This window comes from Streptomyces sp. NPDC001922 (assembly GCF_042891165.1).
GTDB lineage: Bacteria > Actinomycetota > Actinomycetes > Streptomycetales > Streptomycetaceae > Streptomyces.
In genome coordinates this window covers 173,150-197,505 of record NZ_JBIASV010000003.1, presented here as the reverse complement: position 1 = coordinate 197,505, position 24,356 = coordinate 173,150, and the positions used below count along the sequence as shown (strand labels likewise).

Annotated in this window: 20 protein-coding genes and 1 riboswitch; of the genes, 13 read left to right on the top strand and 7 right to left on the bottom strand. The window is 73.4% G+C overall.

The features are described from left to right. Positions 1–24: 24 nt before the first annotated feature. Positions 25–2,595 carry an ATP-dependent Clp protease ATP-binding subunit gene (locus ACFYYR_RS06330; protein WP_388847533.1) on the bottom strand — a complete coding sequence of 857 codons (2,571 nt, stop codon included), beginning with the start codon at positions 2,593–2,595 and terminating at the stop codon, positions 25–27. 752 nt (positions 2,596–3,347) lie between these two features. After that, a riboswitch (cyclic di-AMP (ydaO/yuaA leader) is annotated at positions 3,348–3,504 on the top strand. 4 nt (positions 3,505–3,508) lie between these two features. Between ACFYYR_RS06330 and ACFYYR_RS06325 the strand changes: the two genes are divergently transcribed. Together ACFYYR_RS06325 and ACFYYR_RS06320 are read left to right on the top strand one after the other, a co-directional pair. Then, positions 3,509–3,982, top strand: coding sequence for a C40 family peptidase (locus ACFYYR_RS06325; RefSeq protein WP_388847531.1), 474 nt, complete (start codon positions 3,509–3,511; stop codon positions 3,980–3,982). 360 nt (positions 3,983–4,342) lie between these two features. Further along, positions 4,343–4,594, top strand: a complete 252-nt coding sequence (locus tag ACFYYR_RS06320) for a hypothetical protein (protein ID WP_388847529.1) — start codon at positions 4,343–4,345, stop codon at positions 4,592–4,594. A 417-nt stretch (positions 4,595–5,011) separates the two neighbouring features. On the opposite strand, the gene ACFYYR_RS06315 is transcribed toward ACFYYR_RS06320, so the two are convergent. Together ACFYYR_RS06315 and ACFYYR_RS06310 are read right to left on the bottom strand one after the other, a co-directional pair. Beyond that, positions 5,012–5,827 carry an inositol monophosphatase family protein gene (locus ACFYYR_RS06315; RefSeq protein WP_388847527.1) on the bottom strand — a complete coding sequence of 272 codons (816 nt, stop codon included), beginning with the start codon at positions 5,825–5,827 and terminating at the stop codon, positions 5,012–5,014. 924 nt (positions 5,828–6,751) lie between these two features. Next, positions 6,752–7,192: a TIGR03668 family PPOX class F420-dependent oxidoreductase gene (locus tag ACFYYR_RS06310; protein WP_388847525.1), complete on the bottom strand. Its 441-nt coding sequence runs from the start codon at positions 7,190–7,192 to the stop codon at positions 6,752–6,754. A gap of 257 nt (positions 7,193–7,449) precedes the next feature. Between ACFYYR_RS06310 and ACFYYR_RS06305 the strand changes: the two genes are divergently transcribed. After that, the gene (locus ACFYYR_RS06305) at positions 7,450–8,487 is read left to right on the top strand and encodes a hypothetical protein (RefSeq protein WP_388847523.1); all 1,038 of its coding nucleotides are present in this window, start codon (positions 7,450–7,452) and stop codon (positions 8,485–8,487) included. A 51-nt stretch (positions 8,488–8,538) separates the two neighbouring features. Here ACFYYR_RS06305 and ACFYYR_RS06300 read toward each other — a convergent pair whose 3' ends face one another. After that, on the bottom strand, positions 8,539–9,462 hold the full coding sequence (locus ACFYYR_RS06300; RefSeq protein ID WP_388847521.1) for a hypothetical protein: 924 nt from the start codon (positions 9,460–9,462) through the stop codon (positions 8,539–8,541). A 387-nt stretch (positions 9,463–9,849) separates the two neighbouring features. Here ACFYYR_RS06300 and ACFYYR_RS06295 point away from each other — a divergent pair, with 387 nt between their 5' ends. The 7 genes from ACFYYR_RS06295 to ACFYYR_RS06265 all read left to right on the top strand — a co-directional run bounded on the left by ACFYYR_RS06295 (position 9,850) and on the right by ACFYYR_RS06265 (position 16,793). Beyond that, entirely contained in the window at positions 9,850–10,956 is a 1,107-nt protein-coding gene (locus tag ACFYYR_RS06295; protein ID WP_388847519.1) for a DUF4394 domain-containing protein, read from the top strand. Between the two features lie 524 nt (positions 10,957–11,480). Next, entirely contained in the window at positions 11,481–12,944 is a 1,464-nt protein-coding gene (locus tag ACFYYR_RS06290; RefSeq protein ID WP_388847517.1) for a sensor histidine kinase, read from the top strand. Then, positions 12,941–13,363, top strand: coding sequence for a roadblock/LC7 domain-containing protein (locus ACFYYR_RS06285; protein WP_388847515.1), 423 nt, complete (start codon positions 12,941–12,943; stop codon positions 13,361–13,363). Before ACFYYR_RS06290 ends, ACFYYR_RS06285 begins: the two co-directional genes overlap by 4 nt. After that, positions 13,363–13,725: a DUF742 domain-containing protein gene (locus ACFYYR_RS06280; RefSeq protein WP_388847513.1), complete on the top strand. Its 363-nt coding sequence runs from the start codon at positions 13,363–13,365 to the stop codon at positions 13,723–13,725. Before ACFYYR_RS06285 ends, ACFYYR_RS06280 begins: the two co-directional genes overlap by 1 nt. Beyond that, positions 13,700–14,314, top strand: coding sequence for an ATP/GTP-binding protein (locus ACFYYR_RS06275; protein WP_388847511.1), 615 nt, complete (start codon positions 13,700–13,702; stop codon positions 14,312–14,314). The genes ACFYYR_RS06280 and ACFYYR_RS06275 overlap by 26 nt, the downstream gene beginning before the upstream one ends. Continuing rightward, the gene (locus ACFYYR_RS06270) at positions 14,311–15,669 is read left to right on the top strand and encodes a cytochrome P450 (RefSeq protein WP_388847509.1); all 1,359 of its coding nucleotides are present in this window, start codon (positions 14,311–14,313) and stop codon (positions 15,667–15,669) included. Before ACFYYR_RS06275 ends, ACFYYR_RS06270 begins: the two co-directional genes overlap by 4 nt. After that, a complete protein-coding gene (locus ACFYYR_RS06265) occupies positions 15,570–16,793 on the top strand; it encodes a cytochrome P450 (protein WP_388847507.1) in 1,224 nt (407 codons plus the stop codon). Before ACFYYR_RS06270 ends, ACFYYR_RS06265 begins: the two co-directional genes overlap by 100 nt. A gap of 174 nt (positions 16,794–16,967) precedes the next feature. Here ACFYYR_RS06265 and ACFYYR_RS06260 read toward each other — a convergent pair whose 3' ends face one another. Then, positions 16,968–17,540 carry a YceI family protein gene (locus ACFYYR_RS06260; RefSeq protein WP_388847505.1) on the bottom strand — a complete coding sequence of 191 codons (573 nt, stop codon included), beginning with the start codon at positions 17,538–17,540 and terminating at the stop codon, positions 16,968–16,970. A gap of 566 nt (positions 17,541–18,106) precedes the next feature. Between ACFYYR_RS06260 and ACFYYR_RS06255 the strand changes: the two genes are divergently transcribed. After that, entirely contained in the window at positions 18,107–18,556 is a 450-nt protein-coding gene (locus ACFYYR_RS06255; protein WP_388847503.1) for a hypothetical protein, read from the top strand. Positions 18,557–18,622: 66 nt separating this feature from the next. Here the strand turns inward: ACFYYR_RS06255 and ACFYYR_RS06250 are convergent, their stop codons facing one another. Beyond that, positions 18,623–20,737 (bottom strand): M48 family metallopeptidase, encoded by a 2,115-nt coding sequence (locus tag ACFYYR_RS06250; protein ID WP_388847501.1) that lies wholly within the window; start codon positions 20,735–20,737, stop codon positions 18,623–18,625. Continuing rightward, positions 20,734–21,525: an RNA polymerase sigma factor gene (locus tag ACFYYR_RS06245; RefSeq protein WP_388847499.1), complete on the bottom strand. Its 792-nt coding sequence runs from the start codon at positions 21,523–21,525 to the stop codon at positions 20,734–20,736. The genes ACFYYR_RS06250 and ACFYYR_RS06245 overlap by 4 nt, the downstream gene beginning before the upstream one ends. A 651-nt stretch (positions 21,526–22,176) precedes the next feature. On the opposite strand from ACFYYR_RS06245, the gene ACFYYR_RS06240 reads away from it, so the two are divergent. Both ACFYYR_RS06240 and ACFYYR_RS06235 read left to right on the top strand, forming a co-directional pair. Next, positions 22,177–22,974: a polysaccharide deacetylase family protein gene (locus ACFYYR_RS06240; RefSeq protein ID WP_388847497.1), complete on the top strand. Its 798-nt coding sequence runs from the start codon at positions 22,177–22,179 to the stop codon at positions 22,972–22,974. A 349-nt stretch (positions 22,975–23,323) separates the two neighbouring features. After that, the gene (locus ACFYYR_RS06235) at positions 23,324–24,256 is read left to right on the top strand and encodes an SGNH/GDSL hydrolase family protein (protein ID WP_388847495.1); all 933 of its coding nucleotides are present in this window, start codon (positions 23,324–23,326) and stop codon (positions 24,254–24,256) included. The last annotated feature ends 100 nt before the right edge of the window (positions 24,257–24,356 follow it).

The window sequence follows — 24,356 nt, the reverse complement described above, 5'->3', positions numbered from 1 at the left end:
GGCACCGCGCCCGGAACCGGTGCGTCATGCCCTGCCGTCGGGCCCGCCGGCAGGGCTCAGCACCCGGTGCGCCGGGGTGTCCTCGCCCCGGTGGAAGGTCAGCCGGCCGTCCTCCACGTCGATCCGGAGGCTGGTGTGCGGCCGCAGGTTGCCGTCGAGCAGCATCCGGGAGAGCCGGTTGTCCACCTCGCGCTGGATGGTCCGGCGCAGCGGCCGGGCACCGTACTCCGGCTGGTACCCCTGGTGGGCGAGCCAGTCGACGGCCTTCGCGGAGATGTCCACCGCCACGTCCTGGGCGCGCAGCCGGCGCCGGGTCTCGTCCAGCAGCAGGTTGGTGATCTCCCGGAGCTGTTCGTCGGCGAGCCGGCGGAAGATCACGATCTCGTCGATGCGGTTGAGGAACTCCGGCCGGAAGTGCTCCCGCAGCGGGCGCAGCGCCCGCTCGCGCCGGGCCTCCTCCTCGGCGTCCGCGTCCCCCGCGCCGAACCCCGGCGCGCCGCCCCGGCCGCTGATCGCTTCCGAGCCCAGATTGCTGGTCATGACGATGACGGTGTTCTTGAAGTCGATCGTGCGGCCCTGGGAGTCGGTGAGCCGCCCGTCGTCGAGCACCTGCAGCAGGATGTTGAAGACATCCGGGTGCGCCTTCTCGACCTCGTCCAGCAGCAGCAGTGAGTACGGGTTCCGCCGCACCGCCTCGGTGAACTGCCCGGCCTCCTCGTGCCCGACGTATCCGGGGGGCGCGCCGACCAGCCGGCTGACGGTGTGCCGCTCCTGGTACTCGCTCATGTCCAGCCGGATCATCCGGTCCTCGCTCGCGAAGAGCGCCTCGGCCAGTGCCCGGGCGAGCTCGGTCTTGCCGACGCCCGTGGGGCCGAGGAAGAGGAAGCTCCCGATCGGGCGGTCCGGGTCGGCCAGCCCCGCCCGGGACCGCAGCACCGCGTCGGCCACCGCCGCCACGGCCTCGTTCTGCCCGACGACCCGGTGGTGCAGATGCTCCTCCAGGCTGAGCAGCCGGTCCCGCTCCTCCTCGGTGAGGCTGCTGACGGGGATGCCGGTCTGCCGGGACACGACGCCGGCGATGTCCTCCATCGTGACCTCGTCCACCTGGCCACGCTGGTGGCTGCCGCTGCCGATGCGGCCGTCCAGATCGGCGATGCGGTCGCGCAGTTCGGTGGCCCGCTCGTACTGTTCGGCGGCGACCGCCTGGTCCTTGTCCCGGGCGAGCTGCTCGGCTTCGCGCTCCATGGCGCGTACGTCGGTGCCCCGGGTGGCGGACCGCAGCCGGACCCGGGCCCCGGCCTGGTCCATCAGATCGATCGCCTTGTCGGGCAGGTACCGGTCGGTCAGGTAGCGGTCGGAGAACTCGACGGCCGCGAACAGCGCCTCGTCGGTGTACCGGACCTGGTGGTGCGCCTCGTAGCGGTCGCGCAGTCCGCGCAGGATCTCCACGGCGTCGGCGGTGCTGGGCTCGGGGACGAGGACGGGCTGGAACCGCCGGGCGAGCGCGGCGTCCCGCTCGACGTAGCGGCGGTACTCCTCCAGCGTGCTCGCACCCACGACGTGGAGCTCCCCGCGGGCCAGCGCGGGTTTGAGCATGTTGCCGGCGTCCATGGCCCCGCCCTCGGAACCGCCGCCCGCGCCGACGACGGTGTGCAGCTCGTCGATGAAGACGACCAGCTGGTCCGAGTGGGTGCGGATCTCGTCGATCAGGCCGGTGAGCCGCTCCTCGAAGTCCCCGCGGAAACGGGTGCCGGCCACCACTCCGGAGAGGTCCAGCTGGATGACCCGGCGGCCGAGGAGGATGTCGGGGACGTCGCCGTCGGCGATCCGCTGGGCCAGGCCCTCGACGATGGCGGTCTTGCCGACCCCCGCCTCACCGATCATGACGGGGTTGTTCTTGCCCCGGCGCGCGAGCACCTCGATGGTCTGCTCGATCTCCTCGTCGCGCCCGATCACCGGGTCGATCCGGCCTTCGGTGGCCAGCTCGGTGAGGTCCCGGCCGTACTTGTCGAGGTTCGGGGTGTTCCGCTCCTCCGGTCCGGGCCGCTGCCCGGTGGTACCGGACGTGCTCGTCGAGCCGTCCCGGGATCCGGCCGGCGGCGAGAAGTGCGCGGCGTTGAGAATCTGGCCGGCCGTGGAGTCGCGGTTCGCGGCCAGCGCCACGAGCATGTGCTCCGGGCCGATGTACGAGGCACCGGTGGAGCGCGCGATCTCATGGGCGTCGAGCAGGGCGCGCTTGACCGCCGGGGTGACGGCGATCGAGGTGCGCGGCGGTCCGTTCCCGGCCTGCCGGTCGATCTCCGCGGCGAGCGCGTCGGGGTCCGCGCCGGCCCGGGTGACCATGCCGCGCGTCGGCTCGGTGGAGAGCGCGGCCCGCAACAGGTGCTCGGTGTCGAGGTCGGAGCTGCCGTGCCGGGCGGCGTAGGTGGCCGCGGCGGAGACGAGCTGCCGCGCGGAGCCGCTCATCATGCGGCTGAAGTCGATGCGCCGCGCGTCCGGCGGCTGCCCGGGCTGGCCGCCGCCGAGGAAGTGCGAGAAGAAGTCTCCGAGGGGGTCCGGGCCGTGGTCCTCGGGACCCTGCTGGCCGTCGGTCATGGGTATCCGTCCCCGTGGTCCGGCCGGACCGGGCCACGCTGTCTCGGTGCGCGTGCGGCGGTCGGACACGGTCCCGCAGGCCCGGCGTACAACGGACCGCCGTAACCCCACCTGCCCCAATTTAGACGATATGGGGGCAGTGTGCCGGGCCCGGACGGAGGCGGTGCGCCGGGTCGGGCCGGCAGCCGGAAGGACTCACTCCGGCCGCTCGCGGTCATGGGTGACTCCGCGGGCGCCGACCGGCCGGGGAGTCGCGGAGTCGTCCCGCGCGGAGCCCGGCCGGGCCCCCGTCCGCATCGTGTGCGGCCGACGCGGCGCGGGCGCCGGCCGTGCCGGTCCGCCGTTCCGTGACCTCCGGCCGGCCCTCCGCTCCGCGCGGCGTCCCGCGAGGGCCGGCGCCCTCCGGGGGCGCCCCTGGGAGGTGGTTCCCCGTCAGCGGCACACTCCCGGCAGTGTTCATCTGTCACACCGTCAACTCGACTGCGAAGAAGCGGAGTTGGGGATACCGGAAGTGCCGGGAAGTGGCGCTGAAGATGCCCAACTTCAGGCTGATCAAAGCCCGTTACCGAAGGTATTCACACCGCCCGGCGCGCCCGGATCGCCCAATCGGATGAGAGTGAAGAAGTTCACAGAAGGCCATTTCGGCTCTGAAATACGGTGGTTGATGACGCAGGATCCATAACCGACAACAAGCCCCCGCCGACCGAGGCGGGGCGATCCGGATGGACGCCGAGTCCTGCCGCCGTCCGGATGTACCGCGAACACCCACCTTCGGCAGGAGCGGGAGACCCAAGCACGACCGAGCCATGAAGGTGATGGCTCTTGGGGTGAAGCCACATCATGTGGCCGGGCAACTTCGCCGGCCCGAACCCGACAGGTCATCTTTCGCAGGCGGATGACGAAGGGCTTCCGCATGTCTGCGCGTACACGCATTCCTGCGCTCATATCCCGTGCCGGAACCACCTCGGTTCTCACGGCCGCCGCTCTCGCCGGTTCGACGCTGATACCCGCTGCCGCGCCCACCGCGGAAGCGGCCACGCCGGCCGGCAAGGCTCTGAGGATCGCGGCTTCCAAGAAGGGATCCCCCTACCGCTACGGTGCGGTGGGCCCGCACCGGTTCGACTGCTCCGGCCTCACGCTGTACTCGTTCAAGCGGGTGGGCAAGAAGCTGCCACGCACGGCGGCTGCCCAGTACAACAAGACCCGCCATGTCTCGGTGCGCTCCCGAAAGGCGGGTGACCTGGTCTTCTTCCACTCGGGTGGCAGCGTCTACCACGTCGGCATCTATGCGGGGAAGGGCAGGATCTGGCATTCGCCGAAGCCCGGGAGGACGGTGCGCAAGGAGCGGATCTGGACCCGCAGCGTCTGGTACGGGCGGGTCAAGTAGGCCGTACCGCCGCTCGGCCGGACTGGCTGGGGGCCGGACGGCCTGGCGGCCGGACCGGCCGGGGCGGGGTCGGCCGCGTCGGCCGGTGCCGCGGATGGTCCCGTCGCGGGCCGGCCGCGCCCGGCCGCCGGCGCCGACGCCGGCCCCGGCCTCCCTCGTGAGGCCGAGGCAGGAGTCGGCGGAGGTTTCCGGGCGTACCGGCTTTCACCGGCCGAGCGCATACGGCGGTCCGGAGAGGGAAATTCCGCTTGCCCCGGATATTCCATTCCGTTTCCCTGACCGGCCCGCCCGTATGCCGGTATCGCGCCCCGTACGGATATCCCGCCGCTCTTCGGGCGGGTGATACGTGGGGCACCGGCCATGACCGACCCGGAGAAGTGGTCATGGCCGGTGCTTTCACCCCTGCATTCCGGTTCGGCGCGGCCGCCGGCCATTCCCGCCGTATCGCGGAGTGATGGCGCGGTGACGCCGCGCGGTTTCTTCTCCGCATGCGAGGTCACCGTCCGCCGATATTTCCGATGCGCCATGCGACCCGAAGTCCGGCTCACCCGCCGCAGCGAAACTCTGACCGGAAAACGTCGCTTCTGGCGCGGGCCGACGGAGAAAGGCTGACGGAGAGCCGTCCGTCGGGTGGGACGGGTGTGCGGTCAACGGGAAGGCGGGCGTCCGGCCGGCCCGCCGGGGTCCGTCCGGAGCCCGGCGTGGACCGGAACCGGAGTGTCAGCGCTGGGCGCCGCAATTGGTGCACAGCCAGCCGCCCTTGGGGCTCTGCTGCATCGGTGCGCCGCACTGCGGGCACTGGTTGCGGATCTCCGCCGGATCGATCCTCACGGCTGCCTCCTGTCGTCTGTCGTCGTCCATCGGATGAGAAGACGCTCCGTGGAGCCCGTAGGAAGTGCTGCCCCCTGATCGTGGCGCAAACGCGGGCCGAGAAGGGGAACATCCGGCCGAGGGACGATCCCGCGCACGCTTTCGGCCACCTGCCGGTATCCGGCCGGGAGGCCCGGCCCGCGTCCGGGAGACGCGGTGTCAGCTCTCGGACGGAGTGGCCGAAGGGAGCGGTACGGCCAGCAGCTCCGCGACCCGTCGCGCCGTCGAGGCATCCCGTGCGGCGGTGAACGGGACGACGCCCTGGTTCATGCGGAACGGCTCCCCGCGCGCCGTGAGCGCGGTCCCGCCGGCCTCCTGCACGAGCAGCACACCGGCGGCGTGGTCCCAGGGGTTGTCCCAGGTGTAGGCGACCGCGTCCAGTTCGCTCCGCGCCACGTCCAGGTAGTCGCACCCCGCCGAACCGCTCGCGCACGCCTTCACGCCGTGCTCCGGGGCCAGTTCGTAGAAGCGGTGCTGCTGCTCGGCGGTCAGGTGGGCGGGCCGGGCGCTCGCCACCTGCAGGACGCCGCTTCTCGGGGCGGGGCGCAGCCGCAGCGGCGCACCGTCGAGCAGTGCCCCCTCGCCGCGCCGTGCCACGGCCGTCAGGCCCGGCACCGGCAGATGGGTCCACGAGGCCAGCAGTTCGCCGTGGCGCACGACGGACACCAGGGTGGCGAACTCGGGCAGCCCGCGGACGAAGTTGGCCGTCCCGTCGATCGGATCGATGATCCAGACCGGGCCGTCGTCGTGCAGGGAGTCCAGCAGGCCGGGGTCGGCCGCCACCGCCTCCTCGCCGATGACCAGCGAGCCGGGGGCCATCGAGCTCAGCACCTCGGTGAGCCGCTCCTCCACGTTCCGGTCCGCGACCGTGACGAGGTCCCCAGGGCCGGTCTTCTCGCTGATGTCGGCATCCGACAGCCTGCCGAAGCGGGAGAGCACCTCCTCGGCGACCACGGTCCGGATCAATTCTTCCACCGCACCATACGTTCCAGAGCCGAACATGCGTCCATCTAACGCGATCGGTGCGCGCCGCCTCGCGGCGGGTCGGTGCCGGTGGTGGGGGGCGTGGTCGTCGCGGCCGACGCGGTGGGGAGGGGCCTCCGGGGGCCGGTATCCGTCCTCGCCGAGGGGCGACGCTCGGCGAGGCGGCTTCCGGCGAGGGGTTCGGCCCTCGCCGGGGGCGCGTGGCGAGAGGGGTCAGTCCTCGACGCGGGGTACGGGGGGTGGGGGGTTCTCTTCCTCGGGCGGGCTGACCCAGCCGCAGATGCCGCAGACGTAGCGGTTGTGCAGCCCGTCTATCTGTGCCCCGCAACCGGGGCACGTCGTGGTCCAGTAGGGCTCGCCGCTCAACGTTGTGCTCCGCAGTTTCCGCACAGCCAGCCACCGCTGGGGCTCTGCTGCATCTGGCCGCCGCACTGCGGGCACTGGTTTCGCAGCTCTCCCGGATCGATTCTCACATTCTTCTCCCGTCGTTCTCCGTCAGATGAGAGCCGATGCGAGGCGCACAGGTTCCCCTTTTCACTCATCTTTGGCTAGTGATTCACGCTCAGTAATTGACTGTCGGGGGAATTCGTTGCGGGCTCAACCGATGTCCGCGAAGCGGACTCTGATATTCCGGGAAGTCGGGAGGCGGTCCGGAAGGCGGGAATCGTGCCGGCGCGGGAAACGGGTCACTCGATTATCCGGACCGCGCGCGGAGCCTGTCATCGTTCTGCGGGTGGAGTGTCGCCACCCTGAGTGCGCGCGTTCCGGCCATTCCGAGCGGTGTTTCCGGCCAGTCGCGGTGCGGCCGACCGTCGGCGGGACGCGACCCGCTGGCCGCGTGTGCCGTCCGTGTCGCCGGGCTCCGCCCGGGGGATTCCGGGTGCGGCCGGGACGACCCCTGTCGGGACGGTGGCCCTACCGGCTCCGCCATCCGTGCCAGTGCTCCACGGCCACCAGGATCACCGGGCCGTCCGGGGGAGTCCTTGCGTACTGGGGGTACTTGGCCCGCAGCGGTGCCAGTGCCGGGTGGAGGTGTGGTGCGGCTCCCGGTGGGTGCTCCGCCGGGTCCTCGATGCGGGCCGTGCCGTCGGCCCGGACCCACCACAGGTCGCCCCAGTCGTCGTCGTACGCGTCGGCCAGGAGGCAGACGGAGGGGTGTGCCCTGATGTTGGCGAGCCGTTGCAGCTCATGGGTCCGTTTCGGCTTGTGGTCGACCGCCGTGACCACTGTGTCGTCCCACAGGGCGAAGGTCACCGGCACCAGGTGCGGACGCCCTTCGGGGCGCACGCCGGCCAGCCGGGCGACCCGGGCATCGGCGAACAGCCGCCTGGCCTCGCCCTCGTTCATGCGAGGCATCGCGGCCCCGCCCTCTCCCGGGGGTGCGGTCCGTCGGCCGTCGCGCCCCTCGGCAGGCGGGTGCCTCCGGCCCCCGGAGCGTCGGAGCGGGTCCCGTGGCTCCTGGGTGTCATGCCTCCACCATGACGCCGGCCCGCGGACCGTGCACGGAGCCGGGTCGGATGCGGTCCGGGTCCTGCGGAGCGCGATGGTGTGCGGTCGGCGCCCCGGCAGCCGCGAGAGCCCGCAATCGTGACAAAAGGTGCAAATATCTCGGTATGGGTTGGGAGGATGTTGCCGACGAGCTCTACGGGCTGCCGCCCGAGTCCTTCACCGCTGCCCGGGACGAGGCGGCCCGCGCCGCACCGCGCGGCCAGGCGGCCAGGATCCGCGCCCTGCGGCGGCCGACGCTCGCGGCATGGGCGGTCAATCTGCTGGTCCGGCGCGAGCGGGAGCAGGTCGAGGCGGTGCTCGGGCTGGGGGAGCAACTGCGCCGGGCCCACCGGGACCTGGACGGACGGCAGCTGCGCGACCTCTCCCAGCAGCAGCACCGACTGGTCACCGCCCTCTCCGGGCAGGCCCGCCGGCTCACCGCCGAGGCCGGCCGCCCGGTGCCGGACAGTGCGCTGCGCGACGTGGAGGCCACCCTCCAGGCGGCGCTGGCCGACCCCGACGCGGCCCGTGAGCTGGCGGCCGGGCGCCTGGCCAGGGCCTTCGCTCCGGTGGCGGGCTTCGGTCCGACGGGCGAGGCCACCGTCCACGCGCTGCGCCCGCCCGGGGAGGAGGCCCCCGGCCGGACCGGTTCCCGGGGCCGTGCCGACGGCCCCGCCGAAGGAGGTGCCGGACCGGGCCGGGCGGCGCCCCGCGGGACGAAGGGGGCCGAGGCGGAAAGGAAGGGGGCGGGGGAGCCGGCCCCGGTGACCGATCTGACGGAACGCAGCCGGCAGCGTGAGCGGGCGGAACGGGAACGGCGCGAGCGACTCGACCGGGCCCGCCGGGAGGCAGAGCACCTCCAGCAGGAGGCTCGTGCGCGTGCCGACGAGGCGGCCGCCGCGGAGCGCGGCCTGGCCGATGCGGAGGACCGCTTCCACCGGGCCCAACGGCGCGTGGAGGAGCTGACCGAGCAACTGCGGCAGGCGAGGAGCGACCTGTCCGCGGCACGGAGGGAGCGGCGCGCGGCGGGAGCCCCGGCCGAGCGGGCCAGGGACGCGGCGGAACGGGCCCGGGCCCGCGCCGAGGAGGGGGCGGCCGAGGCGGAGCGGGCGAGAAAGCGCCCGCCGGGCCGGCCGGCTGGGCGCGGCCGCCGCAGGACCTGACCCGTCGCGGTGCCGACGGCTTCCGGGCCGACGCCGGAAGCGCCGCTCCTCTCATGGCTGTCCGTGCGCCGTGCGGACCCCGCCGGGCACCCGGAGGGAGCGCGTCAGCGCGGTCAGCCGGGCGGTGGCCGTTCCGTACGGCGTCCCGTCCGGGTGCAGGGTGAGGACCGTGACGATCGAACGGTCGCCCGCCCCGACCGTTCCGGTGGTGTGGAGCGCCTCGCGGACCAGGTCGAGCCCGCCGGGTCCCGCGGTCCGCGGCCCGGCGGCCGGAGCTCCGCCGCCGGGCCGCCGGTGCCCTCCGCACCCGCCCGCCGCGCCGAACCCGGACCACCCCTGCTTCACCGCCCAGGGCCGCTCGAACGCCCCCGGGATGCCGAAGCGCTGGTCGAAGCCGTCCGCGGCGCAGCGGGCGGACCGCCGCAGCCGGCCCAGTACGAAGTCCCGGACGGCCGCCGGCGCCGAGTCCAGCAGATAGCGGTACACCTTCACGGTGTCGGCCGCGGTGACGGCCGTGTACCCCCAGAACCCCGGATACGCGGGTGGCGGCCCCGCGGTGCGGGTCAGGGCGAGCCGGGACGCCATCCGGGTGACGGCGGCGGCCCCGCCGCCCCGCTTCCAGAAGTACTGGGCGGCCGAGTCGTCGCTGCTCCGGAGCATGGCGTCCAGCCGGCGCCGGTCGGCGGGCGGTACGGCGTACGACGGGCCCCGCGTCCACAGAAAGTCGAGCGCGATCAGCAGCTTCACCACGGACGCCGAACGGAACCGCCGGTCCGCATGGCGCCGTTCGGTGAAGGTGCCGGTCCGCCGGTCGAAGACCGCGATGCCTGCCGTCAGCGGCGCGGCAGCCGCGGCGCGCGGGGCGGGCGGCTGCGGCGCCGCCGTCGTGCCGGTGGGTGCGGCGAGGAGTGCGGCGAGCGCCAGGGCGACGAACGCCCGGTGCCCGGTGCGCCGTCGGTCGGGGGTGAGCTGCACGGAGGTCCACTTTCCGCGGGGGTCCGGGGTGCGGCCTCCGGGGAGGGCCGGAGGTCGGAAGCCTGTTCGGCCCTGCACCGTAGGCCGGGAGCCGGCGGTCCGGACCCTGTGAACTCCGAGGTTCCGGCCGCCGCCACCCGCGACGCCCCGGCCTCCCGTCGGCCTCCTGCCGACCTCCGGTCGGTCTTCCGCTGCCGGGCGGGCGCGGGCCGCGCACCCGTACGGCGGTGCGCCCGGCTGCCGTTCGGAGACGGTGCGTCCGCCATCCGGGTGGCGTCACGGGGAATGCCTCGCTAGTGGGAATATCTGATATTTAGTCCGTTTCTGCGGAACGTATCGGCCGAGAGCAGGCCCAAGCAGTGGGCCGCACCGAACATGGAGATCCATATGCGCAATCGAGTGATCGTCAGCGCGCTGGTCGTCGCCGCCGGCGCCGCGCTGCTCAGTCCCGTCGGGACCGCGGGTGCCGACGACGGCGCGGCCGCGGTGGACCCGTCGCGGGGCGTTCCGGTCGTCGGCCTCGTCGGCGGCCGCGCGCTGGCCGCGTTCGACTCCGACCGGCCGGAGCACGCGCGTCCGCTGGGCAGGATCGAGGGCCTGCGGGACGACCAGTACCTCGTGGGCATCGACTACCGGGTGCAGGACGGGCGGCTCTACGGAGTGGGGAACCGGGGTGGCGTCTACACCCTGACCACGCCGCACCTGCGGGGCGGTGGCGGCGGTGAGCCGCAGGTCCGCGCCCGGAAGGTGTCCCAGCTGACCGTTCGCCTCCAGGGCCGGTACTTCGGCGTGGACTTCAACCCGGTCACCAATCAGCTCCGCATCATCAGTGACACCGGCCAGAACCTGCGCCACCGGTTCGAGGTCCGCGACCACGGCAACGGCCGGGCCGTCGACGGCGACGAGCACGGCAAGGGGCGCACCTTCGTCGACGAGCGGCTGACCAATGTCTCGACGCCGTCGACGAACTCCTCGCCCGACAACTCGACGCATTCCTCGCCCAGCAACGCGATGAACTCCTCACCCGACAACGCGATGAACTCTTCGCCGAACTCCTCGATGAACCCGTCGATGACCTCCGGTGACCGGAACGGCGGCCGGGGCCGGGTCGCGACCGGGGTGACGGGTGCCGCGTACAGCAACAACGACCGCAACCCCGGCTCGGGGACGACGCTCTTCGACATCGACACCGACCTGGACCGGCTCTCCATTCAGGCCCCGCCCAACGCGGGAACGCTCAACCCCGTCGGCCGGCTCGGGGTGAAGGTCGGCCCCAACGCCGGATTCGACATTCACACCGACGCGCAGCGCGGCACCAACACCGGTTACGCCAGCCTGGGCACGCGCGAGGAGCCGCGAGCCGGTGGCGGCAACCACGAGCGGCGGGGCTTCTACCAGGTGAACCTGCTCAACGGCCGGGCCCGGCTCATCGGCTTCTTCCCGGAGCGGCAGCCGGTCGAGGACGTCGCCGTCCCGACCGACAACCACTCCTGACCCGAGGACGCATTCGCGCTCGAACAGCCGCCGCCCGTCCGCCGGTTCGCCCGGCGGGCGGGCGGCGGCGTGCTGCCCGGAGTGCCCTCCGGCGCCGGGCCGGAACCCGTCGGTGGTCTCGAGCGGTGGGAGTCATTCCGTGGTCCGTGCCGGGAGAGTCCCGCTGACCAGGGGGTGCGGAAGCTCCGCTACCGGTCGCCTGCGGCAACTTCCCCGCCCCGGCTGACGGCGGCCGGATCCGTACCGTACGATCTTCACCTGTGACGATCAGTCAATTACACGGCGTTACGTCCTGGGGAGAGCTCCCGGGAGTGCCGCTCCGTTGGCCAAGACCCGCGGACCGGCCCCGCGCACTCGCGCGCGACTGAGTCCGCGGAGCACCTCGGGCCGAGGTGGTGGCACCGGTCCGGACGGGATGGGTTCGCCATCCGGTTCCCGGACGTTCCCGGCAGTGACCGGGAGCCTTGGCCCAGCGGCCGTACCTTCATATTCCCCCCACCGAAACGATTTTCCGGGCAGGCTTGATGGATGAGCACGTAGCAGTGGCACTGGCGTGGATCTTCGGCGCGTGCACGCTGGCTGCGGCACTGCTGGCCGTTCGCCAGCACCGGGCGCGCACTGCGGAGCGGGCCCGCGCGGCGGAGCAACTGGCGGCGGCCGAGCACCGCGCGGCGGAGACCATAACCGCGCTGGAAGGAGTGCGCGCGGAACTCCGCCACCTCGGCAACCGCCGCATCTCCGGTGCCGTGACCGCACTGACCCACCCCCACCTGGACACACCCGGCCTGCTGGACCCCCGGTGGGCGGGCAGCGACGTCGACCACGCGAGCCGGCGGGTGCTGGAGCACGTGGGGGAGGCGGTGCTCGCGGAACGGCAGCGGGTGGACGCCTCCGCCCGCTCCGCGCTGCGCGGCGCGACCACGCGGATCCAGGCGATGAGCTATCGGATGCAGGAGCTGCTCCAGGAGCTGCAACGCCGTTACGACGGCGAGAAGGTGATGCAGGACCTGGTCGATGTGGACTTCCTCAACGAACAGATTCTGCGCCGCATCCAGGTCACCGGCATCGTGTCGGACGCCTGGCCGGGGCTGGCCCGAGCCGACTCCTATCTGTCCGAGATCGTGATGGGGGCCAGCTCCCGGCTGCTGGGGTACCAGCGCGTCCAGGTGAGCAACCAGCTCCGGGACCCGATCGCCGTGGTGGCCCGCGCGGTCGAGCCGGTGGCGGTGGTCATCACCGAGCTGCTGGCGAACGCCCTCCACCACTCCCACCCGGACCTGCCCGTCTACGTCATCGTCCAGCAGGGCAACCGGGGCGCCTCGGTGATCGTGGACGACGCCGGCGTCGGCCTGGACCCCGACGAGGCCCGGCGCGCGGCCGAGTTGATCACCGGCGGGCACCCCGTCCTGCTGACGGAGCTCGGGGATCCGCCGCGCTCCGGCTTCGCCGCCATCGGACAGCTCTGCCGCGCGTACGGCTTCCAGGCGCACGTCGAGACGAGCGCCTACGGCGGAGTCCGGGCCGTGGTGTTCATCCCCGGCGACCCGCTGCTGACCCTGCTCGACGAGACGCAGCAGCCCCTGTCGGCGCTGGCGCCCCGGCCGCCCGGGGACCGTGCCTTCCACGGTCCGGCCGCCGCCGGGACCGGTGCCGCACCGGCCGGCGCGAACGCCTCCGTGGAGCCGGCCCCCGTGGACCGGGCTTCCGCGCCCGGCTTCCGGCCCGGAGCGGCCGGAGCCCCCGGAAGCCCCGAAGCGCCCGGGAGCCCGGAAACGGAAGCCGACGCCCTGCCGCGCCGCCGCCGGCGCAACCCCACCCCAGCCGCCGACCGGAGCACGGGCCGCGAGGCCTCCGGCGCGGCGCGCGCCCCGGAGGAGGCCGCGGTGAGCGCGGAGAAGTGGGCCGCTCTCCAGCGCGGATCCGCCGCCGGGCGCCACGCCACGCTCTCCGAAGCCGACCGCACCGATGAAGGGAACGCACCCTCATGAGCACGTCCGCACGCCGCCCCCTGACCGAGGACCAGTCCTGGGTGCTGGCACCGCTGCTGGAGGTGCCGCACGTCCGGCACGCCGCGGTCGTCTCCAGCGACGGCTTCGTCCAGGGCCGGTCACCGGAGCTCAGCCGGGAGAGCGCCGAAGGAGTCGCCGCGATGCTCTCCGCCCTCCAGGGCGCGGCCCGCACCACCACGAGCGCCTTCACCGGCGGCTCCGCCGACCTGCGGCAGACCGTCGTCGAGTCGGCGGAGGGCTGGCTGGTGGCCGTGCCCGCCGGAACCAACGCCTGCCTGGTGGTCTTCGCCGCGCCCGACATCAACATGGGCGTGCTGGCCCATCAGATGCACCTCCAGGTCGGCGCGCTCGGAGCGAAGGCGATGAGCAGCGAACCCCGGCAGAACGCCGCGCTGTGATGAGCCCCAGGCCCCACGGCCGGCGGCTGGTACCCCACTACCTGGCCACCGGCGGGCGCGCTCACGACGACCGGGTCCCGCTCGAACGGCTGTCGGTGCTGATGGCGGCGGCCCCCGCCGATCCCTCGGAGCTCAGCCCCGGGCAACGGCGGGTCCTGGACATCCTGCCGGTGGGCTGTTCGCTGCCGCTCGCCGAGGTCGCCGCCCACCTCGAGCTGCCGTTCAGCATCGCCCGCGTGCTGGCGGCGGACCTCGTGGAAGCCGGCTACCTGCGGTCCCGTCCCCCCATACCTCCCGCTCAGCAGCCCGACCGGGACATTCTGGAGAAACTGATCAATGGACTCTACGCCCTCAAGTCCTAGCGGCGGTCCCGGGCCGCTGTCGGACGAAGCCCAGCCCCTCCTGGTCAAGGTGCTGATCGCCGGTCCGTTCGGAGTCGGCAAGACCACCATGATCCGGGCCCTGTCCGAGACCCCGCCCTTCCACACCGAGGAGGTGATGACGCAGGCGGGAGCACTGGTGGACGACCTGTCGGGGGTGCGGGAGAAGACCACCACGACCGTCGCCATCGACTTCGGCCGCCGCACCATCGCCGACGACCTGGTCCTCTACCTCTTCGGCACCCCCGGGCAGAAGCGCTTCCTTCCCCTCTGGGAGGACATCGCGGAAGGGGCCCTGGGCGCCCTGGTCCTCGTCGACACCCGGCGCCTGGACGCCTCCTTCGAGGTGATGGACATCATCGAGGAGGCCGGGCTGCGCTACGCCGTGGCCGTCAACGCCTTCCCCGACGCCCCGCTGCACGACCCGGACACGCTCCGGGACCACCTGGACCTGCTCCCCGACACCCCGCTCGTCGTGTGCGACGCGCGGGACCGCAACCAGTCCGCCGACGCGCTCATCACCCTCGCGCGGCACATCATGGCCCACGCCCCCGTCGGAGCTCCCCGATGACCCACCCCACGCCCCCCGGCTCGCTGCCGATGCCGGGCTGCCCGGTCCGCGGCGACCACGCCCTGCTGCGCCTGTACGGACCGGAGTTCGCCGCCGACCCGCACACCGCGTACGCCGAACTCCGCCAGTACGGGGACCTGGCCCCGGTCGAGATCGCCCCCGGCGTCAGCGCGATGCTCGTCACCGACTACCGCACCGCACTGGACCTGCTGCACGACCCAGAGACCTGGTCCCACGACCCGCGGCCCTGGCAGGAGACCATCCCCGAGGACTCGCCGGTCCGGCCGATGCTCGCCTGGCGGCCGAACCCGCTGTTCAACGACGGTGCGGTGCACGCCCGTTACCGCAGTGTCATCACCGACTCGTTCCGCATGATCGAGTCCCATGAGCTGCGCTCCCACGTCCACCGGGCCGCCGACACCCTGATCACCGAGTTCGGCGCCACCGGCCGGGCGGACCTGATCAGCCAGTACGCGCGGGTCCTGCCGATGCTGCTGTTCAACCGGCTCTTCGGGTTCGGCGACTCCCACAGCACCCGGCTGATCGACTCCCTCGCGGGCATGATGGAGGGCAACACCCCCGAGGAGGCCGGCCGGGCCAACGCGGCCTTCGAGGCGTATGTCACCGACCTGGTCACCACCAAGAGCCAGGAACGCGGCCACGACCTCACCAGCTGGTTCATCGACCACCCCTCCGGACTGAGCACCGAGGAGGTCGTCCACCACGTCGTGCTGACGCTGGGCGCGGGACTGGAACCCACCACCAACCTCGTCGGCAACGCCCTGGCCCGGATGCTCTCCGACGACCGCTACTACACCACCCTCACCGGCGGCGCGCTCACCGCTCACGACGCCGTCAACGAAGTGCTCTGGCACGACCCGCCGATGGCCAACTACGGGGCCCACTTCCCGCGCCGGGACGTCTACTTCCACGGCACCTGGATCCGGGCCGGCCAGCTCGTCCTGGTCTCCTACGCCGCGGCCAACCTCTCCGTTCCCCGCTGCCCGGAGACCATCGCCACCGGTGCCGGATCCCATCTGGCCTGGTCCGCGGGGCCGCACACCTGTCCCGTCCGGAACCACGCCCAGCTCGTGGCCATCACCGCCATCGAGCGGCTGACCGCCTGGCTCTCCGACATCGAACTCGCCGTCCCGTACGACCAGTTGGAATGGCGTCCGGGAGGCTTCCACCGCGCTCTCGCCACCCTCCCCGCACGGTTCACTCCTCTCGTCCCCGACCCCACCGGAGTCACCCCGTGGAACACCAGCTCGCTGTCATCACCCTCGACCCCTCAGGACAGGACCTCCGGGCCGAGGCCGAACGCCTCCGCGACCGCGGCCCGGCCGTCCTGGTAGAACTCCCCGGCGGGATTCCCGCCTGGTACATCACCAGCCACGACCTGCTGCAGCAGCTCCTCGCCGACCCCCGCGTCTCCAAGGACCCGCGGCAGCACTGGCCGGCCTGGCAGCGCGGTGAGCACCACGACAGCTGGCTCCGCTCCTGGGCCGGGGTGAACAACATGTTCACCGCCTACGGGGCCGACCACCGGCGGCTGCGCAAGCTGATATCCCCGGCCTTCACCGCCCGCCGCACCAGCGCGCTGGAGCCGCGCATCGAAGCCATCACCACCGCGCTCCTCGACGGGCTCGCCGAGGCTCCCGCCGACGGCGTCACCGACCTGCGTGCCCGGTTCGCCCAGCCGCTGCCCATGCAGGTCATCTGCGAGCTCTTCGGCATCCCCGAGGAGAGCCGCCCCGCCGTGGCCGACCTGATCGAACGCATCATGGACACCACGGCCACCCCCGAACAGGCCGCCGCCACCGGAGAGATGGTCCAGCAGGCCTTCTCCGCCCTCGTCGCGCACAAGCGGGAGAACCCCGCCGAGGACCTGACCACCACCCTGGTCACCGCCCGCGACGCCGACGGCTCGGGGCTGAGCGAGCCGCAGCTCCTGGACACCCTGCTGCTCGTCGTCGGTGCCGGACACGAGACGACCGTCAATCTGATCGCCAACGCCGTGTACGGCCTGCTCACCCACCCCGAGCAGCGCCGTCATCTGGACGAGTCCAGGGCGACCTGGAACGACGTGATCGAGGAGACCCTGCGCTGGGCCCCCAGCATCGCCAACCTGCCGCTGCGCTACGCCGTCGAGGACCTGGAGCTGCCCGACGGCACGGTCATCCGGCAGGGGGACCCGATCCTCACCACGTACGGGGCGGCCGGATGGGACCCCGCCCGGCACGGACCGACCGCGGGCGAGTTCGACCTGCTGCGCCCCGACCGTGACCACCTGGCGTTCGGGCACGGTGTCCACTACTGCATCGGCGCACCGCTCGCCCGCATGGAGGCGCGCATCGCCCTCCCGATGCTGTTCGAGCGCTTCCCGGACATGGAGCTCGCCGACGAACCGCTGGAACAGGTCACCGGGTTCATCGCGGACGGCTGGCGCCGGATGCCGCTGCGCCTCACCCCGGCATGAGCCACGGCCGCCGGCCGCCCCGTCCCGGGCGCGGCCGGCGGCTCTCCGTTGTGCGTAGGCCGTACGGGCCGTGCCGGCGTGCCGGCCGGTGGCCGGCGGGACGGGCGGTCGGTGGCCGGCGGCGACGGGCCGGCCGATCGGAGGACGTGCCGGGCAGGTTGCGTCGACGTGCCGTCAGGCGGGCTGCGCCGCTGCTTCGAGAACGGCCTCGACGTCGACCGTGACATCGACGAGGTCGCTGACCACCACCCCGCCCTGGTCCACGACGTCGTTCCAGCTCACCCCGAAATCATGGCGGTTGATACGCGTCCTGGCGGTGAAGCCCGCGCGCTTCCGGGGGCCGAGGTTCTGCCCGTCCTCCCACCAGGGGGTGTCCCACTGGCCCAGATACGTCACGTCGAAGGTGACGGGCCGGGTCGTCCCCCGCACGGTGAGATCGCCGGTCACCGCGAACTCGGTCGCGCTCAACTGGTTGACGCGGGACCCGACGAACGTCCAGGCCGGATGGTTCTCGACATCGAAGAAGTCGGCGCTGCGCAGATGGGCGTCCCGCTGCGGCTGACCGGTGAACACCTGGGTCGCGTCGATCGTCGCCTCGACGCGGGCCTTCTCCGGTTCGTCCGGATCCACTTCGACGAAGCCCTGGACGTTCTTGAACTGCCCGCGTACGTAGGTGACCATCATGTGCCGGGCACAGAACTCCGCAGCGGTGTGTCCCGGCTCGAAGAACCATCGCGTCGTGGTCATGGCGGCTCCTGCGGTGTCTGGTCCCCTCCCTCGGCCTCGGTATCCCCCTGTTCAGCTGCCCCCCCCTGTTCACCTGCCTCCCCTGTTCAGGGTAGGGCGAGGCCGGGGCGCGGGCATCCGCTGACGGGTCCGGGTGCGCCTGCCCTGCCGGCCCGGATTCGGCCCGCTCCGCGGGCGGCGAGCCGTGTCGGCCGGTGTCCGGCCGCGTCGGCGGCGGCCCGGCGGTTCGGGATCTCCCCGTTTGATCGGACTCCGACAGGGTGCGACGCTGGAGATACGCGCCGGGACCGCCGCCGCTGGCCGGGCGTCGTCGCGGACCGGGCCGACGGGCAGAGGGCGAGCAGCCGGAGATCGGTCCGCCTGCGGCGTCCGCGGGGTACGGGCTCAGGAGGGCGCTCGAGGATTGCGCGCGCCGTGGGGAGTCCGTGGTTCCACGGGCATCGGTCGCGGTGCCACGCACGCCCGGGCCGGTGTGCGCATCCGTGGTCCCGGAGAGGTCCGCGGTCCCGGAGCGGGAGCGACCGTCCGTCGGCGTTCCGCGCCGACCAGCCGTCAGGAGGCGTCTCATGGATGCACACGCCGTGGTCAGGCAACTTCCGCTCCGGCTCACCACCGGAGCCTTCGTCCTCAACTCGGGCCTGACGAAGCGGGAAGCGGACCGGCCCGCGGCCGAGCAACTGCACGGCTTCGCCTCCAGCACCTATCCGTTCCTGGGCACCATGGAGCCGGAGCGGTTCGTCAAGCTGCTGTCCACCGCCGAGATCGCCCTCGGCTCGGCGCTGCTGGTGCCGGTGGTGCCGACGGTGGTCGCGGGAGCCGGCCTGACCGCCTTCTCCGCCGGGCTGTTCGGCCTGTACCTGCGGACGCCCGGAATGCGGCGTGAGGGCAGCCTCCGCCCGACCGACCAGGGCATCGCCCTCGCCAAGGACAGTTGGCTGATCGGTATCGGGCTCTCCCTCATCCTGGACGGTCTGCCCGTCCGTCGGCGGAGGGGACGGCGCCGGCGCTGGTGCTGATGCGGTGGGTGCGCCGCCCCGGTGGGCGCGCTCCCCGGTCGCCGACGACGGCCGTGGCGGTCACGCTCACCGGGCTCCGCCCGTCGACGCCCCGGCGAAGCCGGAACCGTATACCGAGCCGGAGCCGTATTCCGAGCCGGAAGCGGTGCCGTACCCGGAGCCCGCGCCCGCTCCACGAGAGCCGTACTCCGAGCCGGACGCCGACCCTGATCCGTACCCCGGTCCGCTGCTCGTACCGGAGCCGAACCCCGGCCCGGAGTTCGACCCGGACCCGGTGCCGTACCCCGACCCGGAGCCCGGACACGACAGTTCGCCCGCCTCGATCCCGCAGCGCACCCCCGCGGGCGGCCGGTACGGCTCCTCCCCGGGGGCCAGCACCACCGCCACGAGGATCGCCGCCAGCAGGGCACCGCCCACCGCCAGCGTGAGGGTGCGGATCCGTCGCCCCTCCGCCACCTCCTCCTGGTCGACCAGCGGCACGATCTGCAGTGACGCCGGCGCGGGCTCCGGCACACCGGTGTCCGAGGCCGTCGGCCGCTCCCGGCCCGGCCCGCTCGACGGCACCGTGGATCCTCCGCCCGCCCGCGCAGGTGACCGCTCCCCAGGCGTGGCCTCCCGTGGGCGGGCCGTGTCCGGGCGGCCCGGGTCCACCCCCAGCTCAGCCAGGTGCAGCAACAACCGCTGCTGGTCCGACGGCTGGGCCAGCGCCTCGCTCAGGAGGTCGCGCAGCGTCGCCTCGGACAGACCCGGGCAGACCAACGCTCCGTCCCCGCCCCACGCGGCTCTCCAGTACGCGCGCCCGCCGCTCACCACCGTTCGGCCCACCAGAGCCCGCAGGCCCTCCCGGAGACCGCCGGCCGGTGCGGGACGTCCGGTGGCCTCCGCGCAGCAGGCGGCGAACTCCGCGGCGAGAGCGTTCCGTCGGCCCTCCGCCAGCAGCCGCAGCACGGTGCCGAGGGACGCTTCCGTGTCGGCGGAGCCGCCGCCGGTCCGTACGGCGGCACGCAGCAGGGCGTCCGCCCGTGTGGCCGGTCGTCGGCCCGCCTCGGCCCGCAGCCACGCCCGCCACGGCATCCGGGCCTCCGCCCCGCTCCCACCTCCGACCCGGACGACGACGGCCTCCGCCGCCGCGGGGAGCAGGTCGCCCGCCGGCGACCCCGTGTCGTGGCCGACGGGTACGGGCAACCGCGCCAGCCGCCGGAGCCGGGTCACCAGCGGGGGATGGGCGTCCCGGCGGCCGGGCCCGGGTCCGCGCCCCCACCTGCGACCGGGTGAGCCGCCAAGGGCACCGAGCGGCGCGGCGGATGACGGTGTCTCGTCCAGCAGGGCCCGGAAGGCCCGGAACGGATCGTCCGGGCGCATTCCCCGCGCCGCGGCGGGCACCAGCCACTCGTCGGTGAACCGCCGCCACGCCACCCCGGCCCCATGGGCCGCACGCAGGGCCTCCGCCGTCACGGCGCGCCCGGCGAGGGCCGCCGCGGCGCTGTCGGCCTCCAGTTCCTGCCGCCGCCGGACGGCGAACGTCAGGCGGTCGAAGACCCGGGCGTACAGCCGCAGCACCCCGCCCACCAGGAACGAGTAGCCGTTGCGCGCCCCTGGCTGGTGGCGCAGCCGGTCCAGTGCGGTGGCCGTCGCCGTCGCGCACCGGTGCGTCAGGGCACCGAACCGGGTGTGGTGCCGGGCGCAGTGGCCGAACTCATGGCCCAGCACCGCACGCAGCTGGTCCCGGGTCAGGCACATCAGCAGGGGCACGCCCACGTACAGGCGCCGCGCCCCCGCCCGGAGTCCGAGCATCGGGCCGTCCTCGGCCACCGCGGCGTTCGGCTCGGGCGTCAGGAACAGGGCGTCCGGCGGCCGTACGCCGACCCGTCGGGCCACGTCCCGGACCATCTCCCACAGTTCGGGGGCCCGTTCGGGGCCGATCCGGACGGCGCGCGCCGCCACCGGCGCGGACCTGCTCACCATCGCCACTCCCCGGCGGAGCGCGAGCAGGACCGGGACACTGCCGAGAGCGAGGACGAGGGAGCGCGCGCCGCCCGTGAAACGCTGCTCTCCGTCGGCCGGGCCGTCCACGATCGGCACCAGGATCAGCGTCAGGTCCAGCACGACGAGCACGGTGACCAGGGCGTAGAAGCCGACGAGCAGCCCCAGCGCCAGGGCCGCCCGTAACCCGGCGGTCATGCCTCCCCACCGCCGTCGGCACGTCCGGACCGCCGGAGGGCGGAGCCGCCCGTCCGCCGTCGCAGCCAACGCGACCAGGGCGGGACCCGCTCGCCTGCGCCCTCCTCGGCCGCACCGCGTCGCACCTCCGTCAACGGCCGGTGCCCGGTGGCCCGGTCTGACTCCCAGCCGTCCCGCAGCCACTCCTCGGCGTTCCGCAGCCGGAGGGCGAGCCGGTCCGCGGGCAGCAGCGCCGGGCCGGGGGCCGCCGTGGCGACCAGGTGCTGGTCGGCGGTGCCGTGCTCCTCCGAGAGGCCCAGGACCCGGGCCAGGGTCCGGCGCGCCGAGTGGACCGCGGACGCCACCGTCCCCCGGGTGACCCCCAGCCGCTGCGCCGTCTCCTCCTGGGTCAGGCCCTCCAGACAGTGCAGGACAACGGCTGCCCGCTGCGCCGGAGGGAGGCCCGCCAGCGCTCCGAGGGTCTCCCGCACCTCCGCGGTGCGTTCGACGGAGGGGTGGGGCGGGAGGGGAACGTCGAGTCCCGAGGGCAGTTGGCGTCTGCCGCGCCGCCCGGCCGCCCACACCCGCTGTGTCATCACCTTGTGCACCCACGCCTCGGCCGAGTCGTAGGAGGCGATGCGGTGCCAGTGGCGCAGGGCTTCGGTGTACGCGTCCTGGACGGCGTCCTCCGCGGTCTGGCGGTGTCCGGTCATCAGCACCGCCCGGGCCAGCATCCGCGGCCGGGTACGGACGAAGAACCGGTCGAACTCCTCGGCCGGGGCCGGGGGTTGCTCCATGGGGCCGCTCATGTCGGCTCTCCCTTCGCTTCCCCGGCACCCGGCGGGCGCCGGGGCGACCGGGGGAGTGCGGGGGTGACGGCTGTCAGGCTTCCGTCCGCACGCCGGTCCAGGACGCCGGAGCCCGGCTCGGCAGCGCGCACCAGCGCTTCGACCGCCCGCCCCCGCGTCCGTTCCCGGAAGATCGCCATGCAGTGGAGAGAGACCGAGTACGCCATTCTGATAATGCACAGCACGACGGCCGCCACAACCGGATCCGGCATGGGAACCTGCTTTCCTCCCGGGGAACCGGCCTCCTGCCGGATCCACTCGGAGAACAACAGCCGGGGAGCGGCGGAATGTTGGGCGGCGGGAGCGGAAATCTTCTCCGGGGCCGAAGAGCGGGTGACCGGGGCCGTGCACCCGGTTCCGGTCCCGCCCGGGTGGCGCTACCGGCCGGTGTCAGGCACCGGCCGGCGGAGAGAGCTGGAGCGCGGCCGCCGCCTTCCGCGCCGCCTTCCGCGCCGGTGTCCGGACGGCCGCGGCAGCCGCGTGTCCGCCCGCCCCCGCGCCCCCACCCAGCCGAGTTTTGTCGGGAATCTGTAACAGCCGGAGCCTTTTCCCGAGTGTCCACATCATTCCCACCGACAGACCCGAGCAGGCGAGAAGAGGAGCGGTGCGGACATGAGGCGGAGCGGGGCGCGGGGAAACGGCCGAGTGCTGACGGCGGCGATAGGCGTGGCCGGGGCATCGGTCCTGGCGGCCTTGTGCGTGACCCAGAGCGCCAACGGCGAGTCCGTCGGTGCCGAGGACGCCGCGCCGCCCAAGCCGGTCGTGAGCCAGACGTCCAAACCCGACCCGGACCTGCCCAGCCCCCTGGTCAGCATGGACATCGCCCACGCCTCCGACAAGGGGCGGAAGGGCATCAACATCACCATCGACGACGGCCCCGACCCGACATGGACCCCACAGGTGCTGCGGGTGCTCGAGGACAACGGAGCCAAGGCGACGTTCTGCATGGTCGGCGGCCAGGCCGAGGCCCATCCCGACCTGGTGAAGGCGGTCGTGGCCGCCGGGCACCGACTGTGCGACCACTCCGTCTCGCACGACACCTCGATGGGGGGCAAGTCGCGCGCGTACCAGGCCAAGGAGATCCGCGACGCCCAGCGGATGATCACGAAGGCCTCCGGTGGCGTCAAGCCGCTCTACTACCGTGCCCCGGGAGGGGCCTTCACCCCCTACAGCCGCCAGATCGCCGCCGCGGCGGGCATGCGCCCGCTGGGCTGGAACGTGGACTCGAAGGACTTCGAGCAGGCGGGCGCCGATGTGATGACCGAGACGGTCAAGAACGAGATCTCCAACGGACCGACCGTGCTCTTCCACGACGCGGGCGGCGAGCGGGGCCAGACGGTGGAAGCGCTGCGCCGGCTGCTGCCCTGGATGAAGCAGCAGGGCTACACCTTCGGCTTCCCGGTCCGATGACCCCTTGGGCAGGTGTGCTGCTCCCTCTCGAGGCGGCCAACGGTGCGGCTGCCGAACCGGAGCCCGTGACGCGCGGGAGGAAGCGGCCATGAGCCGGTGCCGCGCGGTCGGCACCCGGATCGGAGAGCCGCTGCCACCGGGAGTACCCCACCCGGCCACCCCCTGATCCCCCGAGCGGCCCCGGTCCCCGCACGCCCTGTTGTCGGTCACACTCGGCGGCTGCGCCCGGCCGCACGCGGCCGAAACGGCGTGGACCGGCCCCGGCCCCCTGTCGCGACCGGTCCCCGTCTGCTCTGCTGGCCTTGAGGCCGCCGACGGGCCGCCGCCCGGGGTTGGGGGGAACGGGACGATGAGCCGCGACCTGAGCCGTCACCTGAAGAAGCGCGCCGTACCGGCGCTGATCGCCGCACTGTTGCTGCTGCCACTGTGCGGCCCGGACGCGGCGGCGACGCCCGCGGCCCGAAGGTCCGCTGCCGACCGTCCCACCCCCTCCGGCACCGCCGGCCCGCCCCGGGTGCTCTACCTCGGGGACTCCATCGCGACGGAGAGCCAGGACGCGCTGGGGGAGTGGATCCGGGCCGGCGGGCCGGCCGACTACACGAGCCTGCCCTACTCGGGCATGACGGTCTGCGACTACCTCGAAGGCCGGCCCGAGTCGTCCTTCGTACCGGACCGGCACAAGGCGGCCGCCCTGGTCCGGTCCCTCCGGCCGACGGTCGTCGTCCTGCAGTTCTGGGGAAACGCCTGGGCCTTCACCCCGTGCATGCACGGCGTGGAAGCCGGGTCGCCCGACTACTACACCCGCTACCGCGCCGATGTCGCCGCCCTCACGGACCAGATCACCGCGGCGGCCCGGGACGCGGGAGCGGCCCGGCCGGTCGTGGTCTGGGTGCTCCAGGGCCCGGACGCGTTCCGGCCCGAGCGGGTACGCCGGATCAACTCCCTCTACGCGGCGCAGGCGGACGGCTCGGGTGACGTGGTCTCGGACGCGGGGCGCGAGGTGAGCATGGCGGCCTACCCGTACGACAACCTCCCCCACGACCGGTACGCCTGGACCCAGTACCTGCCCTGCGACCGCTACGAGCGGGAACACCCCGCGTTCTGCACCGACCCCGGGTCCTACGGCGGCGTCACCCGGCTCCACCGGGACGACGACGCCCTCCACTACTGCCTGGCGCCCGTCACCGCGGACTCCCGCGCCTGCCCCGTCCCTTCGCCCGGCGTCCTCCGCTACAGCCGGGCGATCGCCCGTACCGTCGACGGGCTGCGGGGTGCCCGCTGACGCGAGGGACGCCGGGGGCGGGGGCCGCGTCGGAGGCCCTTCCGTGCGGGCGGCCCGAGCGCGGTCATGCACCCGCCCGTTCCCGCAATGTGCGCCTGCC

Coding starts and splice junctions, on each gene's coding strand:
- ACFYYR_RS06260 (WP_388847505.1), bottom strand. CDS start 17,540: ATGACCACGACGCGATGGTTCTTCGAGCCGGGACACACCGCTGCGGAG.
- ACFYYR_RS06245 (WP_388847499.1), bottom strand. CDS start 21,525: ATGAGCGGCCCCATGGAGCAACCCCCGGCCCCGGCCGAGGAGTTCGAC.
- ACFYYR_RS06290 (WP_388847517.1), top strand. CDS start 11,481: ATGGATGAGCACGTAGCAGTGGCACTGGCGTGGATCTTCGGCGCGTGC.
- ACFYYR_RS06240 (WP_388847497.1), top strand. CDS start 22,177: ATGAGGCGGAGCGGGGCGCGGGGAAACGGCCGAGTGCTGACGGCGGCG.
- ACFYYR_RS06330 (WP_388847533.1), bottom strand. CDS start 2,595: ATGACCGACGGCCAGCAGGGTCCCGAGGACCACGGCCCGGACCCCCTC.
- ACFYYR_RS06250 (WP_388847501.1), bottom strand. CDS start 20,737: ATGACCGCCGGGTTACGGGCGGCCCTGGCGCTGGGGCTGCTCGTCGGC.
- ACFYYR_RS06275 (WP_388847511.1), top strand. CDS start 13,700: ATGGACTCTACGCCCTCAAGTCCTAGCGGCGGTCCCGGGCCGCTGTCG.
- ACFYYR_RS06235 (WP_388847495.1), top strand. CDS start 23,324: ATGAGCCGCGACCTGAGCCGTCACCTGAAGAAGCGCGCCGTACCGGCG.
- ACFYYR_RS06325 (WP_388847531.1), top strand. CDS start 3,509: ATGTCTGCGCGTACACGCATTCCTGCGCTCATATCCCGTGCCGGAACC.
- ACFYYR_RS06285 (WP_388847515.1), top strand. CDS start 12,941: ATGAGCACGTCCGCACGCCGCCCCCTGACCGAGGACCAGTCCTGGGTG.
- ACFYYR_RS06255 (WP_388847503.1), top strand. CDS start 18,107: ATGGATGCACACGCCGTGGTCAGGCAACTTCCGCTCCGGCTCACCACC.
- ACFYYR_RS06310 (WP_388847525.1), bottom strand. CDS start 7,192: ATGCCTCGCATGAACGAGGGCGAGGCCAGGCGGCTGTTCGCCGATGCC.
- ACFYYR_RS06305 (WP_388847523.1), top strand. CDS start 7,450: ATGGGTTGGGAGGATGTTGCCGACGAGCTCTACGGGCTGCCGCCCGAG.
- ACFYYR_RS06295 (WP_388847519.1), top strand. CDS start 9,850: ATGCGCAATCGAGTGATCGTCAGCGCGCTGGTCGTCGCCGCCGGCGCC.
- ACFYYR_RS06280 (WP_388847513.1), top strand. CDS start 13,363: ATGAGCCCCAGGCCCCACGGCCGGCGGCTGGTACCCCACTACCTGGCC.
- ACFYYR_RS06270 (WP_388847509.1), top strand. CDS start 14,311: ATGACCCACCCCACGCCCCCCGGCTCGCTGCCGATGCCGGGCTGCCCG.
- ACFYYR_RS06320 (WP_388847529.1), top strand. CDS start 4,343: ATGACCGACCCGGAGAAGTGGTCATGGCCGGTGCTTTCACCCCTGCAT.